Annotated in this window: 15 protein-coding genes; 9 read left to right on the top strand and 6 right to left on the bottom strand. The window is 48.1% G+C overall.

The features are described from left to right. Nucleotides 1–27 precede the first annotated feature (27 nt). The 6 genes from BQ7117_RS05555 to BQ7117_RS05530 all read right to left on the bottom strand — a co-directional run bounded on the left by BQ7117_RS05555 (nt 28) and on the right by BQ7117_RS05530 (nt 5,354). A complete protein-coding gene (locus BQ7117_RS05555; RefSeq protein ID WP_073996572.1) occupies nt 28–711 on the bottom strand; it encodes a winged helix-turn-helix domain-containing protein in 684 nt (227 codons plus the stop codon). A 28-nt stretch (nt 712–739) separates the two neighbouring features. Beyond that, nucleotides 740–1,363, bottom strand: coding sequence for a phosphate signaling complex protein PhoU (phoU, locus tag BQ7117_RS05550; protein ID WP_237563090.1), 624 nt, complete (start codon nt 1,361–1,363; stop codon nt 740–742). 116 nt (nt 1,364–1,479) lie between these two features. Beyond that, the gene (gene pstB / locus BQ7117_RS05545; protein WP_073996570.1) at nt 1,480–2,283 is read right to left on the bottom strand and encodes a phosphate ABC transporter ATP-binding protein PstB; all 804 of its coding nucleotides are present in this window, start codon (nt 2,281–2,283) and stop codon (nt 1,480–1,482) included. A 6-nt stretch (nt 2,284–2,289) separates the two neighbouring features. Beyond that, nucleotides 2,290–3,357, bottom strand: coding sequence for a phosphate ABC transporter permease PstA (gene pstA, locus BQ7117_RS05540; RefSeq protein WP_073996569.1), 1,068 nt, complete (start codon nt 3,355–3,357; stop codon nt 2,290–2,292). Next, nucleotides 3,354–4,373, bottom strand: a complete 1,020-nt coding sequence (gene pstC / locus BQ7117_RS05535) for a phosphate ABC transporter permease subunit PstC (protein ID WP_237563061.1) — start codon at nt 4,371–4,373, stop codon at nt 3,354–3,356. Before pstC ends, pstA begins: the two co-directional genes overlap by 4 nt. A gap of 72 nt (nt 4,374–4,445) precedes the next feature. Beyond that, nucleotides 4,446–5,354, bottom strand: coding sequence for a phosphate ABC transporter substrate-binding protein (locus BQ7117_RS05530; RefSeq protein ID WP_073996567.1), 909 nt, complete (start codon nt 5,352–5,354; stop codon nt 4,446–4,448). Nucleotides 5,355–5,681: 327 nt separating this feature from the next. On the opposite strand from BQ7117_RS05530, the gene BQ7117_RS05525 reads away from it, so the two are divergent. The 9 genes from BQ7117_RS05525 (at nt 5,682) to uriT (ending at nt 18,604) form a co-directional block, all read left to right on the top strand. Then, nucleotides 5,682–6,947, top strand: coding sequence for an Nramp family divalent metal transporter (locus tag BQ7117_RS05525; protein WP_073996565.1), 1,266 nt, complete (start codon nt 5,682–5,684; stop codon nt 6,945–6,947). A gap of 858 nt (nt 6,948–7,805) precedes the next feature. Beyond that, complete coding sequence (locus BQ7117_RS05515; protein ID WP_073996565.1) at nt 7,806–9,071, top strand: Nramp family divalent metal transporter; 1,266 nt, start codon at nt 7,806–7,808, stop codon at nt 9,069–9,071. 287 nt (nt 9,072–9,358) lie between these two features. Beyond that, nucleotides 9,359–10,267, top strand: coding sequence for a GIY-YIG nuclease family protein (locus BQ7117_RS05510; RefSeq protein ID WP_073996564.1), 909 nt, complete (start codon nt 9,359–9,361; stop codon nt 10,265–10,267). Between the two features lie 234 nt (nt 10,268–10,501). After that, complete coding sequence (locus BQ7117_RS05505) at nt 10,502–11,551, top strand: InlB B-repeat-containing protein (RefSeq protein ID WP_084789935.1); 1,050 nt, start codon at nt 10,502–10,504, stop codon at nt 11,549–11,551. Between the two features lie 282 nt (nt 11,552–11,833). Next, entirely contained in the window at nt 11,834–14,257 is a 2,424-nt protein-coding gene (locus BQ7117_RS05500) for a Cna B-type domain-containing protein (RefSeq protein WP_073996562.1), read from the top strand. Nucleotides 14,258–14,474: 217 nt separating this feature from the next. After that, nucleotides 14,475–15,485 carry a DUF3137 domain-containing protein gene (locus tag BQ7117_RS05495; RefSeq protein ID WP_073996561.1) on the top strand — a complete coding sequence of 337 codons (1,011 nt, stop codon included), beginning with the start codon at nt 14,475–14,477 and terminating at the stop codon, nt 15,483–15,485. A gap of 12 nt (nt 15,486–15,497) precedes the next feature. Next, a complete protein-coding gene (locus BQ7117_RS05490) occupies nt 15,498–16,055 on the top strand; it encodes a LemA family protein (protein WP_073996560.1) in 558 nt (185 codons plus the stop codon). 198 nt (nt 16,056–16,253) lie between these two features. Then, entirely contained in the window at nt 16,254–17,198 is a 945-nt protein-coding gene (gene uriH / locus BQ7117_RS05485; RefSeq protein WP_073996559.1) for a uridine-preferring nucleoside hydrolase UriH, read from the top strand. Continuing rightward, nucleotides 17,198–18,604 (top strand): uridine transporter UriT, encoded by a 1,407-nt coding sequence (gene uriT, locus BQ7117_RS05480; protein WP_073996558.1) that lies wholly within the window; start codon nt 17,198–17,200, stop codon nt 18,602–18,604. The genes uriH and uriT overlap by 1 nt, the downstream gene beginning before the upstream one ends. The last annotated feature ends 47 nt before the right edge of the window (nt 18,605–18,651 follow it).

Genomic DNA, 18,651 nt, shown 5'->3' with positions numbered 1-18,651 from the left:
TTCGATGGCGATTACGCTAACAGCGCCTCATTCGGAAATTTTGTAGCCGACGCCGCGCACGGTTTCAATGTGTTTCGCGGCCGGACCGAGCTTCTTGCGCAGCGTACGAATATGTACATCGACCGTGCGTGTCTCGCCGTGGAAACTGTATCCCCAGATGGAATCCAGCAGCCGGTCGCGGGAGAATAAAATCCCCGGTTGGCTCATGAGTTCCTCTAGCAATTCGTATTCCTTTAGGGTTAGTTGCACTTTTTTACCTGCCACAGTGAGAGTGTGGCGGGGAAGGTTTAGTTCAATAGTGCCGATGGTGAGAATTTCTTCGTCCTCATCAATGAGGTCGGTCGAGCGAGCCACGCGGCGCAGTACCGCCCGGACCCGCGACACCAGCTCCATCATGCCAAATGGTTTGGTGATGTAGTCATCCGCACCCAAGTCCAAGGACTTGACCTTGTCGAACTCAGCGCCTTTGGCAGTAACCATAATGACTGGAATGTTCTCAGTTGCAGGGTTAGCCCGAATCCGGCGCAAAATCTGGATACCATCAACGCCAGGCAGCATAATATCCAGCAGAATCATCTCCGGAAGCAGCTTCGCCATCGCTTCGCGAAATTCCTGGTAATTAGCGAAACCCCGCGCGGTAAAACCGGTGGAATTGAGGGTGTAAACAACCAAATCTCGAATGTTGAGGTCATCCTCGACAAAATAAATCACGCTTCCATTATTCCAGGCAGCGCCAGATTCAGGCGGATTTTGTGTCAAAGACGGCATCATGTACCCCCGTAATCGCGAAATCTACCCATTCGGCGATGTTCGTGGCGTGATCCCCGATGCGTTCCAGATATTTGGCAATCATGATGACGTCGATAGCTTTTTGCGCATCCGCAGCATCAGCATGCACAATAAAATCAATCATCTCGGTGGTAATTTCATCAAACATGTGATCCACTGCGTCGTCCGCCGCCTGTGTGGCGGTAGCCAAAGCCAAGTCGCGGTCGACGAAAGATTTCACCGCGTCATGGACCATTTCGGCAGTTTTCGCTGCCATCTGCGGAATCTTGGGAAATCCCCGCACCAGGGACATATCCGTAGATTTCACGATTTCCGCAATATCGGCTGCCTGGTCGCCGATACGTTCCATATCGGTAATCATTTTGAGAGCGGCGGAAACTTGGCGTAAATCCCTAGCTACGGGCTGCTGCTGCAACAGCAATTTCAGACACAGGTGCTCAATGTCTCGCTCCATCTGGTCGATGTGAGCATCCGCCCGGATGACTTCCCGGGCGATTTCATCGCTGGAATTGGACAGCGCCACCATGGTCTGATTGATGGCCTGTTCACAAAGCTCTCCGGTCTCAACCAGCATTTCGTTGAGCTGCATGAGTTGTTGATCGAATCGGAATCGCATTACTTATCTGCTTTCTTTTCTTAACTCAGAACTGACTTTATTTAGTGAGGGCGTGCAGGTTGCGCCTGACGGTGTTAGCTGAACCTACCTGTGATGTAGTCCTCGGTGCGTTGGTCCGAAGGTATACTGAATAGGGTTTCCGTGTCGTTGTACTCCACCAGTTCGCCCAGCAGGAAGAATGCCGTATTGTCGGCGATGCGGGAAGCCTGCTGCATATTGTGGGTCACGATCACGATGGTGTACTCCTGAGCCAGGTCTACGACCAGGTCCTCTATTTTAGAGGTAGAGATGGGGTCGAGGGCGGAGGTCGGTTCGTCCATCAAGATGACGTCCGGTTCGGTGGCCAAAGCGCGGGCAATGCACAGGCGCTGCTGTTGCCCTCCGGAAAGCCCTACGGCGGACTTGTTTAAACGATCTTTTAACTCGTCCCAAATTGCGGCTTGACGCAGGGAACGCTCCACGATGTCACTCAGTTCCCGGTGATTGCGAATCCCGTTGATGCGCGGCCCGTAGGCGATATTATCAAATACCGACTTGGGGAACGGGTTGGGCTGCTGGAACACCATGCCCACCCGTTTACGCAGGGCTATGGCATCCATATCCTTGAAAATATCCGCGCCTTCCAGCAGTACCTGGCCGGTGATGCTGACGCCCTTGACCAGGTCGTTCATTCGGTTCAAGGTTTTCAGGAAGGTCGACTTGCCGCAGCCGGAAGGGCCAATTAAAGCCGTAATTTTGCGAGGCTGAATGTCGATGTTGATTCCTTTGAGAGCCTCAAAATCGCCGTAATGTAGGTGCAGGTCACGCGCGGAAAACTTGGCGGTGGTGGAAATTTTGGGCGCTGTGGGAGATTCCACGACGTTGGTTTGCGCAGTCACGAGTGGTTATTCCTTTCCTTCAGAGTGGAAGCGGTCGGTGAAGTTCGTAGCGTCAATAGTTGGTTCGGGAAGATTCACCGTGTAGGTAACGGGGACGGGAGTGTCGGAGTTGGCCTTACGCCATTTGCCTTTGCCACCCTTGGGGGTCTGGTTAGACAGGCCCGTGAGGTTAGCGTGAACCCGCTTGGTAATGGTGCGAGCCAAAATCGAGAACAGGAGGGCAATCAGCACCAGCACCGCGGCTGAGAAGTTGGCAATGTCTACCGCATTTGGTTCTACCGCCTCGGTACGCATGGCCCATACGTGTAGCGAAAGGGTTTCTCCGGGACGCATGGGGTTGAATGCGTTGGTGGGGGAAGTGATGTCTGTGGAGGACCAGTTGATGTTGGTGGACATACCGGCCGTATAGAGCAGGGCGGCAGCTTCTCCGAAACCACGCTCTGCTGCCAGTATCACCCCTGTCATCAGGTGGGGGAGGGCTGCCGGGAGCTGTACTCGCACGATGGTGGTCCAATGGGTGGCGCCCAAGGCCGCCGAACCATATTTCAGGTCTTGGGGCAGTGCACGGATGGCCGACTCGGTAGACGTGGTGACCAGGGGCAAATTCAGAATCGAAACCGCCAAAGCACCAGCTAATAAGTTCCACTGTTGCCCTATCATCAGGATAAAGACCAAGTAACCGAACAGACCGACCACGATGGAGGGTAGGGAGGATAGCGACTCGATGGAGATGCGGATGAAACCGGTCCAGCGATTTTCGGGAGCGTATTCAGCCATGTAGATTCCGGCGGGAACACCGAGCGCGATGGACACAATCAGGGATAAAAACACCAGGTAAACGGTGTTGAACACCTGGTTCATGATGCCGTCACGGCTGAAACTGAGGAATACGGGGTCAAAACTCAACAGGCCACGCACCACGATGTAGGTCGCCAAGGCCACAATCAATATCAGGAAGAAACCCCCGATAGTGCCAAAGACGCCGGTCATCAAGTTGTTGACGCTCTTGGCACGGCGAATGCGGTGTTCCATTTGGGTGGAAAGACCCGAAACGGTACTCGTAGCGGTACTCATTGATTCTGCTTCCTTTCCGCGCCGATGATGTGGATTACAAAGATAAAGAACATCGAAATGAGGAATAGCAGCAAAGCCATGGTCCACAGCGCCGAGTTGTGTTCGCCACCGTTGCTGGTGTTACCCATGTCGGCGGTAATAGCCGTGGTTAATGAACTGGTTGGAGAAAGAATATCGGCCGGCAGGGCGCGAGTTTTACCGATGACCATTGCGACTGCCAGCGCTTCGCCAAAGGCACGAGCCAGACCCAGTATAATGCCGGTCAAAATGCCCTTCTTGGCCGCGGGCAGGACGATGTGGTAAATCGACTGCCAGCGGGTGGAGCCCAGACCGTAGGCCGCCTCCCGATAATCGTGAGGAACCGCGGTAATCGCGTCGGCAGAAACGGTGGTGATGGTTGGGAAGATCATGACCGCCAGAACGATGCCCGCCGCCAGGACCGAATAACCACCCAAGGGGGCGTGGAAATAGTTACGAATAAAAGGCACCAGGACAGTCAAGCCGACCCAGCCATAAACCACGGAAGGGATGCCGAGGAACAGTTCCACCGCGGGGCGGAACAGGCGCTCACCCGCGCGCGGGGCGATTTCCGTGATGAAAACGGCAGCACCTACCGCGAAAGGCGTAGCGATGGCTAGGCCCAGGAAGCAGGTCATCAGGGAGCCCAGAATGAAGATGAGGGCGCCGACGCTGCCGCGTAGAGTCAAATCCGGGCTGTCCTGCGGTTCCCAGTCTGAGGAAAATAGGAATTCCCCGACGGAATGTTGGAATGCAGTGAAGGTAAAAGAACCTTTGTACAGCAGGAACAGGCCAATAGTGACCGTGAGCACGATGAGAAAAATACCTGCAATCGTCACGACACTGCCGCCGATTTTGTTTGCCAAACGGAAACGTTTGTCCGCCCTGCTCGAGTCGAACTGTGGCCGGGCAGGAGATGAATTTGCCGTGGAATTACGCGCCTGCGGGAGCGCTGAATCTGTGGATTCAAGACGAGTGGACATATCCGGTTCAGTCATCTCAATTTCCGTCGATCCAGGCTCCCGCACCGAAGAAGCCATGCTAGCCATTAGTTCAGTTGTGCCTTATCTTTAGGCCGCGGGGTCAGGGTGAGTATCAGTGGCTTCCTTGGACATCTTGGAAGACACGCCATATCCCATCTTTTCCAGGTCGCCAGCGAACTTGTCGCCCATCATGTAGTCGAGGAATGCTTTGGTTACTTTATCGGGCTCACCCTTGGTGTACATGTGCTCATAGCCCCATACCTTATATTTGCCGTTGTAGGTATTTTCCAAGGTCGGTTCCACCCCGTCGATAGCGACGGGCTGAACTTTGTCCTTGCCAACCAAGTAGGACAGTGCCACGTAGCCGATAGCACCTTTGTTCTGGGACACGGTCTGTAACAGAGTGCCGGAGTCGTCAGTTTCGAGCGACTGGTTGGAGGCTTCCTCGGCACCGCCCAGTGCCCAGGTCTTAAACAAGGCGCGCGTACCAGAGGAGGACGGACGGGTGACCAACACAATCTTTTCGTCCGGGCCGCCAACTTCCTTCCAGTTCGTGGTCTTGCCGGTAAAGATATCGGTCAACTGGGCGGTGGTGAGGTCTTTTACACCCAAATCCTTGTTGACCACCGGAGCCATCGTGATGGTACAAACCTTGTGGTCGACCAAGCCGGCGGCCTGGGTCGCATCGAGCTTCTCAGAAGCGAAAACGTCAGAGTTACCAATGTTTACGGAACCGGCCGCAACCTGCTTGAGGCCTTCACCGGAGCCGCCGCCGTTCATCGTCACGGTCACATTGGGGTTTTCCTGCATGAAACCATCGGCAGCAGCTTTTGCTAGAGGCAGTAGTGCAGAGGATCCGGAACCGGTGATGGTACCGCTCAGGGTTGAGGCTTGTTCGCCGGAGGTGGCCTTATCGCCATCGCCCGCACAGCCGGTCAATATAGACACAGAGAGTAAACCAACGCCAAAAATAGCGCCAATACGAGAGAACTTCATAGTGTTCCTTTCTTATTATCAAACTTTTACTTTCGGCTCCGATAGTAAAAAAGGAACGTTAAGACTGAGGGCAGGGAAATGTTAAATTTTCGTAAAACAAATTGTGCGTGACAGTCGGACGGCTTTTCATCTGTGCCGGCTTAAAATTAAAGTATTTTACTTTACAGGTTTATAGGCCGGTTAGTTTCCATATTTTCCGAAATTAGAGTAAAATTTCGGCTATCCGAAACTTTTTAGAAGGTAACCCGAATTTTAGGAAATAGGGGAAGTACTAAGCCGTATTGGATGAAGCTCTTTCCCATAATCTAGAAAGATGAAGCTGGACGGATGGATAAGAAAGAAACTAGAGATTCTCAACCTGTTCCCGATGCGAAGACGGCGGCTACGAAAGGGCTGCTACCGTTACTAGGGCCAGCATTTGTGGCGGCAGTTGCCTATGTTGATCCGGGAAATGTGGCGGCCAATATCACTGCGGGGGCTCGTTACGGATACCTACTGGTGTGGGTATTGGTGCTAGCTAACCTGATGGCAGTAGTTATTCAATATCAAAGCGCTAAATTAGGTCTGGTTACGGGGAAATCCCTGCCAGAAATTTTGGGGGATAGGCTTCCTAAAGCAAAGCGAATCGCCTTTTGGCTGCAAGCGGAAATAATTGCGGCGGCCACCGACCTGGCGGAAATTGTCGGGGGAGCGATTGCTCTGCAGCTTCTCTTCGGCTTACCGCTTTTGGCGGGTGGAAGCATCGTCGGCTGTATTTCTTTACTGTTGTTGGTTTTCCAGAATGAACGCCGGCAAAAGCAGTTTGAAAGCATAGTGATTGCTCTGCTGACGATAATAACTGTGGGTTTCCTTTCTGGGTTGGTAATAAGTCCGCCTGATCCGGTGGGGGTGCTAGGAGGATTAATTCCGCGATTTGCCGGCACTGATACGGTGCTGATTGCTGCTTCTATGCTGGGTGCCACCGTCATGCCGCACGCAATTTATTTACATTCATCTCTAGTAAATCACCGCTTTCCGCAGCGCAAACCCAGTGATCTTCCAAATCTTTTACGAGCTTCAAAACACGATGTGGCATATGCGCTAATAGTAGCGGGGGCTGTCAATATTGCATTGTTGTTGCTGGCAGCTTCGGCATTAGCTGGAATAGATGGTACAGATACCATTAAGGGAGCCCACGCAGCCATTGAAAGCGCCCTTGGAAGTGGAATAGGGGTAATCTTTGCCATCGGTTTATTGGCTTCTGGTTTAGCTTCTACATCGGTCGGAGCATACGCAGGATCAGAAATTATGGCCGGTCTGCTCCATATCCGGGTTCCGCTATTTCTTCGCCGGCTGGTGACTCTAATTCCGGCTCTGCTTATTCTTTGGCTCTATCCCAACCCCACTTGGGCCTTAGTTATTTCCCAAGTCTCTCTTTCTTTCGGTATTCCACTGGCAGTAATTCCGCTCGCTGCTTACACCAGAAAATCAGAATTGATGGGGAAGTTTAGCGATACCCGAGCCATGAGTTGGGTAATGGGTATGATTTCGCTTTTGATAATTGCGCTAAACTTGCTGCTGGTAGTACTTACTTTTAGCGGGGTAGACGTATAACCTGACGCCTTTTTAAATGACGTATAGCCGCACGTTTTCTTAATTATTGGCATACAGTTTGGATTAAGTCGCCTCCGCAGTTAGTTCTGCAAATAATATTTTGGCGAGAGTTTAGGTCAATTAAGTTTCCTTGCACCTAGTGGAGCCTGCGGTAATGTAAGGAGCACTTGTCTAAAACTAATAGTGATGCGGTGTTTTCTCGTCTATTGGAATTTCGTACTGTGGATTGAGCTATTCTTTCTATTATTCTTAGAATTAGGTGCTTATGGGCGAAGGGTGTGGTTGTAATGGCGCATGGCAAAGCGATAGAGCTTTTTCTCGTCGATGGAACCCCCGGAGGTATGACTACTGCGGGGATAGCGGATTGGACGGGTATTCTTATCTCTGCTCGCCGTAATCAGCTTTCCCAACTTTATAGTAGAGAAGAAGCGAAGAGTAACGGCGTATATATTCTTCTCGGTAATGATCCAGAATCAATTGAGAACACCTGGTGCTACATAGGTAAAACGGAAAACTTTGTAGAACGCCTACGCAATCATGATAAAAATAAGCCGCAGTGGGAAAAGGTCGTCATTATCGCTAGTCTGCAACGGTCTTTTAACGAGGGACATTGGAGTTATTTAGAAGNCAAATTGTGCGTGACAGTCGGACGGCTTTTCATCTGTGCCGGCTTAAAATTAAAGTATTTTACTTTACAGGTTTATAGGCCGGTTAGTTTCCATATTTTCCGAAATTAGAGTAAAATTTCGGCTATCCGAAACTTTTTAGAAGGTAACCCGAATTTTAGGAAATAGGGGAAGTACTAAGCCGTATTGGATGAAGCTCTTTCCCATAATCTAGAAAGATGAAGCTGGACGGATGGATAAGAAAGAAACTAGAGATTCTCAACCTGTTCCCGATGCGAAGACGGCGGCTACGAAAGGGCTGCTACCGTTACTAGGGCCAGCATTTGTGGCGGCAGTTGCCTATGTTGATCCGGGAAATGTGGCGGCCAATATCACTGCGGGGGCTCGTTACGGATACCTACTGGTGTGGGTATTGGTGCTAGCTAACCTGATGGCAGTAGTTATTCAATATCAAAGCGCTAAATTAGGTCTGGTTACGGGGAAATCCCTGCCAGAAATTTTGGGGGATAGGCTTCCTAAAGCAAAGCGAATCGCCTTTTGGCTGCAAGCGGAAATAATTGCGGCGGCCACCGACCTGGCGGAAATTGTCGGGGGAGCGATTGCTCTGCAGCTTCTCTTCGGCTTACCGCTTTTGGCGGGTGGAAGCATCGTCGGCTGTATTTCTTTACTGTTGTTGGTTTTCCAGAATGAACGCCGGCAAAAGCAGTTTGAAAGCATAGTGATTGCTCTGCTGACGATAATAACTGTGGGTTTCCTTTCTGGGTTGGTAATAAGTCCGCCTGATCCGGTGGGGGTGCTAGGAGGATTAATTCCGCGATTTGCCGGCACTGATACGGTGCTGATTGCTGCTTCTATGCTGGGTGCCACCGTCATGCCGCACGCAATTTATTTACATTCATCTCTAGTAAATCACCGCTTTCCGCAGCGCAAACCCAGTGATCTTCCAAATCTTTTACGAGCTTCAAAACACGATGTGGCATATGCGCTAATAGTAGCGGGGGCTGTCAATATTGCATTGTTGTTGCTGGCAGCTTCGGCATTAGCTGGAATAGATGGTACAGATACCATTAAGGGAGCCCACGCAGCCATTGAAAGCGCCCTTGGAAGTGGAATAGGGGTAATCTTTGCCATCGGTTTATTGGCTTCTGGTTTAGCTTCTACATCGGTCGGAGCATACGCAGGATCAGAAATTATGGCCGGTCTGCTCCATATCCGGGTTCCGCTATTTCTTCGCCGGCTGGTGACTCTAATTCCGGCTCTGCTTATTCTTTGGCTCTATCCCAACCCCACTTGGGCCTTAGTTATTTCCCAAGTCTCTCTTTCTTTCGGTATTCCACTGGCAGTAATTCCGCTCGCTGCTTACACCAGAAAATCAGAATTGATGGGGAAGTTTAGCGATACCCGAGCCATGAGTTGGGTAATGGGTATGATTTCGCTTTTGATAATTGCGCTAAACTTGCTGCTGGTAGTACTTACTTTTAGCGGGGTAGACGTATAACCTGACGCCTTTTTAAATGACGTATAGCCGCACGTTTTCTTAATTATTGGCATACAGTTTGGATTAAGTCGCCTCCGCAGTTAGTTCTGCAAATAATATTTTGGCGAGAGTTTAGGTCAATTAAGTTTCCTTGCACCTAGTGGAGCCTGCGGTAATGTAAGGAGCACTTGTCTAAAACTAATAGTGATGCGGTGTTTTCTCGTCTATTGGAATTTCGTACTGTGGATTGAGCTATTCTTTCTATTATTCTTAGAATTAGGTGCTTATGGGCGAAGGGTGTGGTTGTAATGGCGCATGGCAAAGCGATAGAGCTTTTTCTCGTCGATGGAACCCCCGGAGGTATGACTACTGCGGGGATAGCGGATTGGACGGGTATTCTTATCTCTGCTCGCCGTAATCAGCTTTCCCAACTTTATAGTAGAGAAGAAGCGAAGAGTAACGGCGTATATATTCTTCTCGGTAATGATCCAGAATCAATTGAGAACACCTGGTGCTACATAGGTAAAACGGAAAACTTTGTAGAACGCCTACGCAATCATGATAAAAATAAGCCGCAGTGGGAAAAGGTCGTCATTATCGCTAGTCTGCAACGGTCTTTTAACGAGGGACATTGGAGTTATTTAGAAGCCCGTTTGGTTGATATCGCTAAGAATGCTGAGCGTTGTTCTATGCCTGATAATAAGCAAATCCCTCGTATTAGGAAGCTTTCTGAAGCACAACAAGCATCCGCTGAGTCTTTCTTAGATAATATGAAGCTGATTTTGCCAATCCTGGGAGTCAACGTTTTGCGATCCCCAGAAAATACCGTGCAACCAGCTACCGCTCAGATAGCTTCCTCACCGGTTTTTTATCTGCGTAGACAAAAAGATGGAATAGATGCCTCTATGCAGCTGATTGATGGTGAGTTTTTCCTCCTCAAAGGGTCAATAGTGGTTGCTAGCTGGGGAACGCATAAAGCTGGAACTCCGGCAACGGTCAATTCGTATGCGGCGATAGCTAGTCGTCATCAAAAGCTAGTTAGGGATGGGTCAATCCGTATAGATAATAATCGCGGCGTGGTATCTCGAGATATTGCTTTTACTTCTCCCTCTGCTGCAGCTGCCATAGTCTTAGGTACCTCCGCCAACGGTAGAGTGCGCTGGGTGAATGAGGAGGGGCAAAGTTATGGAGCTTGGGAAGAAAGCAACAACTCCTAGCAGGTAGCGTTAGTAGACGAAAGCGCTAAGTAAATACAAATAAAAAAGCTGTGACGAAAATCTTGTAGCGCTTTTTATCCTTATTTTTACCCGTAAATAAGGGAGTGTACCGGTGTAACTCCCTAGTAGAGACGCAAAAAATTTTACAACGGTTTTTACAATTTTGTATTTTATTAACTCGATAAAGTGTTACTTTATGGAAATTTTTACTTAACTAATTCGAAGGGATAATGAATGAACGAAAACAAACGGTCTATCCGCTTGCTTACGTTGACCTTGGCACTGTGTTTGGCCATGTCGTCGCTACTTTTTGCCAACTTCACTGCGCGTGCTTGGGCGCAGGATGCTGAGCAGACTAAACACATTACCGAAATTTCTTTTAACTTAATTGGTTACGAATCCGGGCAAAGCGTCAACGGCGTTCAGGTTGGTTCCCAAACTGAAAACGTATTTGCTGAATCCAAAAAGTTTTTACAGGCTGATCCAGATGCAGATACTTGGAAAGAAGCCACCGGTACTTTTGCTTCTCAATCTAAGTACCGAGTGAAGATTACCTTCAGCACCAAGGCTGGCTATGACTTTGCCGGTCTTGTAAAAGAGAAGATTAAACTCGAAACTGGTGAAACTGCTGTGGAATACGATGCCGCAAATAAGGCAGTTACTTTTGAGCTGAAGCGTATTCCCGCAAATCATACTCTCACCTTTGAGACTAATGAAGGAAGCGCTATTGCTCCGGTGACTAAACCGGAAAATACCATTATTGACTTGACGCAGTATGTACCAACCAAAGCTGGTTTTAAATTTGTAGGTTGGTATGGGCAGGCAGAACTTACGCAAAAAATGGACGAAGTGGCCTTAGGTCAAGATATTACGGTGTATGCGAAGTGGGAAAAGGATGAAACTGCTGCGCCGGACAATACAAAGCCGGGTAATACGCAGCCGGATAACGCCCAGCCGAATACACCCGGTGATTCGGGGAATAAGCAGACTCCTGCGCCCGGATCTAAGCCTTCTACACCTGGCACCGCAGATTCTACTGCAGATTCTGCGGCTGGCTCCGCTGCCGCTGATTCTTCTGCTTCTGCTTCATCTCCGGCTGCTAAAGGTGTAGCGCCGGCAAAGTCTAAACCAGCGGCATCAACATCGCAGAACACTAAAGCGGCAGCTCAGTTGCCAGCTACTGGTAGTCAGTCTCTACTTGTGGTAGTGCTTTCCTCTGCATTGCTAGCTGCAGGTGCCACGCTAGTTATTTCGCGGAAGCGGGATAAACTAGCTGCTTGCTAGATTGTTATAGTGACGGGTCGGCAGATTATAGCGAAAAATTTTAGCGAAAAATTTTGGAGAATCTGCTCCCGCACTTCCAATCTCCATATTTAGTTAGTAGACATAAAAATAGAGCTGATAATCTTCGTGATAATCAGCTCTATTTTTATGTTCTTGCTCGGTATTACCGGTAAAAGTGGCTAATTTAAGGGAAATAATTTCTGTTTTGTGGGAAAAATAATTTTCGTTACTGTGCCTCTGGGGGAGCTAGTGCGGTACGATTATTATGTTCTGAGGGGAAACATGTATAAAAAATTCTTACGCATATGCGGCACTATTTTACTTAGTATTTTTCTATTAAATGCCGGTGCACTAAGCGCTTCGGCAGTAGAACCACTTACGTGGAACAGCATTATTGACCAAGCAGCTTCTGGTGGCCAAATAGCTCTCAACAGCGATATTACGCTTAGTGATGCAGATTCGGAACTGGTGGTAAAAGCGGGGCAAAATGTAACTCTCACCGGTTCTGGAAAAGTCACTGGCGCTGGTAAGAGCGCTATTCGCGTAGAAAAAGGTGGCAAATTAATTCTTGCTGGTCCGTCTTTTACGCAGCTGCAATTTATCGTTAACGGTGAGATGGATTTTAAGGCCGGAGCTATCCACGATACTTCTATACACGGTCCGGTAATTTTTGTAGACGGAGGTACTCTCGCAATTGCGAATGCGGCCGATTTTTCGCACAACGACGTCACCAGCACGAAGGGCGCGCTGCAACCGCAAAATATTCGGGAAAATGAATATGCTCCTATTACTTGCTATACGGGTAATGTGCAGATAACCGGTGGTATATTTCAAGATAATCGCGGCTTCCAACGGGGCGGCGTATTAGGTATCTGGGGCAGTGCAGATAATCCAGGGAAATTAGAGATCTCCGGCGGTACCTTCACTAAGAATCTTGCTTCCCATCCAAATCTCAATGCCTTTGGAGGAGCTATCTACGCTAAAGATAGTGATGTCACTTTGAAAAACGGTGTTATTAAAGATAACTCGGCCGAAATGGGTGGTGGTGCCTATATAGAAAACGGGCACTTCACTATGGATAAAGGCACTTTCCGCGGAAATAATAACGGCGAATATAGTGGCAAAGGTGGAGCTCTTTACCTTTCCACGGTAGATGCCACAATTTCTGGAGGAAAAATTTCCGAAAATAAAGCCAACGGTTTTGGTGGCGGAATATATGCGTGGAGCGGTACCACAAATATCAAGGGAGGCACTTTTAGCTCCAATACGGCGCTAAAGAGTGGCGGTGGAATTGCTTTTATGGACGCTTCCGAGGCGAAAATATCTGCCGCCATTATTGAGAATAATCGCGCCACCGGATTTTGGGGAGGTGGCGGTATCTATAATGATAATAAAGCCACTCTCACCATGTTAAACACTGCTATTACTGGTAATTCCATAGCAGAGAAAACCTATTTAATTGGAGCTGGCGGCCATCCTGTAAGTAAACAAGGTGGAGGTTTATGGAATTGCCCGTATGGATCCACAATTTTCCATATTACGAATGGGGTGGCAATCTTTGATAATAAAGCGCCTAATGCATGTGAAGATAAGAGCTGCATTGGAGCTGGAGATGATTTCGCCAGCATTACTACCCACTTTGCTACGACTCCAAAAGAAGGTCAGCCTGTTACCTTGAGCGAGCGCATGCTCGGAGGTGGGAAGCGTGCTTGGTTCCAAGATGGTTCCATATACGGAATTCATGGTAATTGGGATAAAGGCCAACAACTTCCGCGTTATATAGCGGGTGGCGAAAATACTCTAATTCCATTTGATACGCCTATAAATGAGAACAAAGCCTTTAAGTCGGTGCCTTCTGCAGATGCAAAGGGTTTAGCAAATAAATTAGCTACTGTTGTGGTTCGGGGTAACGTAACTGGTAATGACCAGAATTTCACTGCTGGGCTCGGCATTAGCGGAGGTGGAATCACCAATAATGGAAAACTTATTTTCGGTACTCCAGATACCTGGAAATTGCGCATAAATAAAGCTTGGCAAAGTGACGATCCGGCTTCACGCCCAGCCAAGCTAGAAGTAGATGTGCTTATTGGTGGTTTCAAGGTAGATCATGTGACGCTTTCTCCAGAAAATAACTGGAGCAGCGAAGTGCTCAATTTCCCCAATCTGGACACTCTGAAAGATCCGCAAACGGGTAAACTTCTCCCCATCACTTTCCAGGAGAGTGGTGCAGATGGCTATACGCTGAGCGTAACCCCGAGCACCGATGAGAAAGATAAGGTATACACATTCAACCTCGTCAACAGAATTCTCACGGAAGTCCCGGTGGAAAAAGTCTGGGATGATGCAAATAATGCCGATAATATCCGCCCTGATAGCGTCACGGTGGAGCTGCTTGCCAATGGTGAGCCTATGGGGAAGGAGCTTACGCTCAGTGCCGCGAATTCTTGGAAAGCTAAGTTTATGGCATTGCCAAAGTATAAAGATGGCAAAGTTATATCTTATAGCGTGCGAGAAAAAGCGGTAGCTGGGTATAAAGCGCAGATTTCTGGCGACGCTGCTAAAGGGTTCGTGGTGAAAAATATTCATGAGCCGACTACGCCGCCGCCCTTGCCGAAGACTGGATCTGCATTAGCGGGGATACTGCTTTTGAGTTTATTACTGCTGGGCGGTGCTGTGCCAATGTGCCGAAAGGCGCGGCGCGCCTAGATAAGGACGCAGCGGCTAGTAAGTGTATTGAATAATTTTCTGCGAATATAAATTGCCGTAGGAACAATATATATAATGTGAATAATTCAGTTTATCTTCAGAGGAACTGGATAAATTACTGCGGGTAAATGAGTAGAGTGCCTGAGGCGTGCCGAGGATATTTTCAAAAATATTCTCGCCAGGTGCTGAATACTTCATTAAACGGGAGACTGGAGTGATGAAGAAATACGAAAATATTTTTACCAATCCGCAAGTCACAGAAAAAATTTCGCAGATAGAAAACTCTCCGCAGATGCAGGAAAAATTAGCTGCAATAAAAGCGGATATGAAGAGTAAAACCTCTAATCCATTTTTAGTGGGAATATTCTTTGTATTTTCGATAATCGTTTTGCTGGAGTATACGCATCCTTTTCTTTCGAATATCTACGAAAATCTCAGCAGTTTGCAAAGTTCCCCGTACTACCTCTATTTAATCCTCATTCCGGTATTTTTTATTGGGCGCCCTATTTACGAGAAGTTCACCGCAAATAAAGCTGACGTCAAAAATTCGTATATAAATAATTTTCTCACGCCCGTCTTAGAAGAAATTTTTCCCGGTACCACCTTGAACTATTCAGAGGGGCTCAGCTTGGAGGTCTGCGATAGTTTACTGCCTAATTCGAATCATTATCAGGGTAATTGCCATATAGTCTTTGCTGATGAACTCCGGACGGAGTTTTCTAATATGTATGCCTTCCACTACATCAGAAACAGTAAGGGAGAGAGAGAAGAGTCGATAGATTTTATTGGGCAGGTCTTTTTGGTCCGGCTAAAGACTGGAGTAAATGGCCACCTCCGGGTGGTTCCAGTAAAAGAAAAAGTCTGGATGGGTAAGAAAACCTACGGTGTCTATGGCGGCAGAAGGAAAGACGAAGAAGAGATTCAGACGGAATCGCTGGCATTTAATGATGGCTACTCCATATTTGCCACCGATGATTTTTATTCCAAGTTGCTATTAGACCCGCAGGTTATCGAGATCTTTAATAGCTGGATGAAGAAGATGGACGTGGCTTTGTATATGAATGCAGAGTATATCGCTCTAGCATTTCAATCGAGTAGGTATTTATTTTCTGTACCTACCACTAAAGGAGAAGTGGAGAATCTTTCTCTCGCTGGAGAATACGAAAAAGTTCGAGATAAGTTAGCAGATTTTTATGAATTAGTGGCGGCAGTTGCCGAAAAAATTTAAGGAGCAGTTTAAATGGATAGCAATATTTATTTAGCGGTCGTAGCGTTACTAGTTTTAGTGATTTTAATCCGTTTTATTAAGGCGTCAAACCGGCTAAACAGGTATCAAGTAGTTGTAAAAGAATCAAAGAAAAACGTAGATATTGCGCTTGCAAAACGCTACGACACAATCTGCGAACTGATAAAAGTGGCGAAGTCTTTTGCTACACACGAAAAGGCAGTCTTTGCAGATCTGGTGCAACTGCGGGGCGGGAGCGTGCAAGAGATAAATAAAGCGCTACAAAATCAAGAGCAGGCTTTAGGGAAAATCTATGCGCTGGCGGAGGCCTATCCGGAGTTAAAATCCTCAGCGGAGTTTGTGAATTTGCAAGAGCAAATAGATGATGAAAATGAGCAGCTAGCGGCGGCAAAAAGAATAGTTAACGGCAATATAAGTACTTTCAATCAAGAGGTGGTCTCTTTCCCGGTATCGATTGTGGCGAAATTGAAGGGAATGAGTCAGCTGGATTTTTTGGTAGAAGAGGATTTAGAAAGTAAAAAATCTATCGATAAATTCGATTATGAAGTTTGATATTTAGAGTAGATATTTAGCAAAAAATGCGGCCCAGAAATAAATTCTTGGCCGCATTTCTATAAATTTTCTCGGATTGATGCGTATCAAATTATTTAGTTAAAACTTCTTGTTTTTGCCAATTCTCGGTGGTAGCGTCAAGTCAGTGCAAACGTTTGTGTAAATGTTTTGCATACTATTGAAAAAGGAGAGACAAAGATGTCGAAGAAAATAATTCTTGATTGCGATCCGGGGCATGATGACGCAGTAGCAATGATGCTCGCACAAGGAAATCCAGAAATTGAATTGCTGGCCGTCACCACTGTGGGAGGAAACCAGACGCTCCCGAAAGTTACCGATAATGCTCGGCGTATTGCTACCCTCATTGGAATGCATGATGTGCCGATTGCCGCTGGCTGTACTCGGCCCTTGGTATGGCCGGTAGAGGTAGCTCCGGATGTGCACGGCGATAGCGGGCTAGATGGAGTAGTGCTGCCCGAGCCAGCTCCGCTCGTAAATAAGCACGCAGTAGATCTGATTATCGACACCATAATGGCGCATGAGCCCGGGGAAATCACTTTAGTGCCGACAGGGCCTTTGACTAATATCGCAATGGCCGTGCGGAAAGAGCCGGCAATCGTAGAGCGGGTAAAAGAAGTCGTTTTAATGGGAGGCGGTTACCATGTAGGTAATTGGTCGCCAGTAGCTGAATTTAATATTAAGGTGGATCCGGAAGCAGCTCATATCGTATTTAATGAGCCGTGGGAAGTGCTGATGGTTGGTTTGGATTTGACCCATCAAGCACTGGCTACTGATGAAATAACGGCAAAGATTCGCAATCTCGGCGGGCCGATTGCCGATTTCACTCTCGATCTTTTCAAATTCTTCCGCAAGGCCTACAAAGACGCACAAGGCTTTGAATTCCCGCCGGTACACGATCCTTGCACCGTCGCTTACCTAATCGATCCGCAAGTAATGGAAACTGTGCGGGTACCTATAGATGTGGAGCTGAAGGGTGATCTTACCGTGGGTATGACGGTGGCAGATTTCCGTGCTCCAGCTGGTCCGGACTGCCATACTCGCGCTGCTACTAAGCTCGATTTTGATCGGTTCTGGGATCTGGTAATCGACTCCATTGATCGTATTCAGCAGGATTTAGCATAATGAATACCAATACCAGCACTAAAAAACGTTCCATAGTTGGAATAATGGCTGCGTTGCTCGCAGCGTGTTTCGCTTTTCAGCTCAACGCTTCCATGCTTTCGCCGGCTTTGGTGATTATGGAAAAAGAGTTGAACACTAATGCGGCGACTATTGGTTTGACGCAAACCGTATTCTTTACGGCTGCTGCGCTCTTTAGCCTATTCTTGCCTCGCTTAGGGGATATGATCGGGCGGCGGAAACTGCTGACTTCTATGTTGGCTTTGACCGCTATTGGGTGCTTAATTTCTGCTTTTGCTGGAGTTACCGGTTCGGTGGCGCTCCTCTTCGTCGGGCGTATCATCCAAGGTGTTGCAGGGCCCACGGTTCCGCTGTGTTTAATTATGCTCCGGGTCGCGGTGCCCGATCCGAAGCGTTATGGCACTCTGATGGGAATCATTGCAGCTGTAAATGGCGGCATTGCGGGTATTGATGCAATTGCCGGCGGGTGGTTGGCTCAAAACTTCGGTTTCGAAGCTGTATTCTGGACCATGGCAGCGGTTGCAGTTATTGCCGTTATTTTAGTTCACTTTTTGTGCGATGAATCTACGGTGCCTAATCCGGAGCGCATGGATTGGCCGGGTACTATCACCTTAGTGATTGCGGTAGGTTCGCTATTGACTGCAGTTAATGAGATTGCCAAGTTGGCAGATGCGAACTGGATACTAGTAATCGTGCTGGCGCTGGTCTCTGCGGTATTCTTCGTCGCTTTCTGGAATCGGGAGAATAATGCGGCTGCGCCACTGGTCAGCACCAAATATCTGCGTTCTCGTAGTACTTGGGCATTGTTAATGACCACTACTTTGACTATGACGGGAATTTTCGCCATTATGAACGGCATTATTCCATCTATTGCGCAAAACGCGGAGTTTGGAGCCAATATCGGAGCAGACGTTGTTTCGTTCTGGACTTTGACTCCTTATGCTTTAGCTGGTTTGGCAATGGGGCCGATTGCTGGCACCTTAGCTGGTAAATATGGGTATCGCCTCGTGCTGCGTATTGGTTTAGTGGGGTCTTTAGCGGCGATTTTAGTTCTGGCATTTTTGATGACTAATATCAACGGCTGGATATTACTTGGAATCTCGCTATTTGCCGGCATCGCCTATGCTGGTACGGTAAATATCGTATTAAACGGCTTAGGAATTGTGCTCTCCCCAGAAGATAATCCGGGTTACTTGCCGGGATTAAATGCGGGTGCATTTAATCTAGGGGCTGGGATGTCTTTCGCAATTCTCTATGCGGTGATGACTTCCTTCGGGGGAGCAGCAGGAGGCCATCTTGCTGCAATTATTACCGGCGCGATTCTATTGGGTCTAGCTCTGCTCTCTTCGTTCCTGATTCCAAAACCCGGAGCAAAAATAGCAGCATAAACTCAGGAAATACCGTGAAAATATCTGCGACGGGTATGTTGAGGCAG

Source organism: Arcanobacterium urinimassiliense (assembly GCF_900119495.1).
Lineage (GTDB): Bacteria > Actinomycetota > Actinomycetes > Actinomycetales > Actinomycetaceae > Arcanobacterium_A > Arcanobacterium_A urinimassiliense.
Note: the sequence above shows the minus strand (reverse complement) of the source record. Positions and strands in the feature narration are given on the sequence as shown.

What these genes read in the sequence shown, in the direction of transcription:
- phoU (WP_237563090.1), bottom strand. Translation starts at nt 1,363, where the DNA reads ATGCTGGTTGAGACCGGAGAGCTTTGTGAACAGGCCATCAATCAGACC.
- pstA (WP_073996569.1), bottom strand. Translation starts at nt 3,357, where the DNA reads ATGAGTACCGCTACGAGTACCGTTTCGGGTCTTTCCACCCAAATGGAA.
- pstC (WP_237563061.1), bottom strand. Translation starts at nt 4,373, where the DNA reads ATGACTGAACCGGATATGTCCACTCGTCTTGAATCCACAGATTCAGCG.
- BQ7117_RS05530 (WP_073996567.1), bottom strand. Translation starts at nt 5,354, where the DNA reads ATGAAGTTCTCTCGTATTGGCGCTATTTTTGGCGTTGGTTTACTCTCT.
- BQ7117_RS05525 (WP_073996565.1), top strand. Translation starts at nt 5,682, where the DNA reads ATGGATAAGAAAGAAACTAGAGATTCTCAACCTGTTCCCGATGCGAAG.
- BQ7117_RS05515 (WP_073996565.1), top strand. Translation starts at nt 7,806, where the DNA reads ATGGATAAGAAAGAAACTAGAGATTCTCAACCTGTTCCCGATGCGAAG.
- BQ7117_RS05510 (WP_073996564.1), top strand. Translation starts at nt 9,359, where the DNA reads ATGGCGCATGGCAAAGCGATAGAGCTTTTTCTCGTCGATGGAACCCCC.
- BQ7117_RS05505 (WP_084789935.1), top strand. Translation starts at nt 10,502, where the DNA reads ATGAACGAAAACAAACGGTCTATCCGCTTGCTTACGTTGACCTTGGCA.
- BQ7117_RS05500 (WP_073996562.1), top strand. Translation starts at nt 11,834, where the DNA reads ATGTATAAAAAATTCTTACGCATATGCGGCACTATTTTACTTAGTATT.
- BQ7117_RS05495 (WP_073996561.1), top strand. Translation starts at nt 14,475, where the DNA reads ATGAAGAAATACGAAAATATTTTTACCAATCCGCAAGTCACAGAAAAA.
- BQ7117_RS05490 (WP_073996560.1), top strand. Translation starts at nt 15,498, where the DNA reads ATGGATAGCAATATTTATTTAGCGGTCGTAGCGTTACTAGTTTTAGTG.
- uriH (WP_073996559.1), top strand. Translation starts at nt 16,254, where the DNA reads ATGTCGAAGAAAATAATTCTTGATTGCGATCCGGGGCATGATGACGCA.
- uriT (WP_073996558.1), top strand. Translation starts at nt 17,198, where the DNA reads ATGAATACCAATACCAGCACTAAAAAACGTTCCATAGTTGGAATAATG.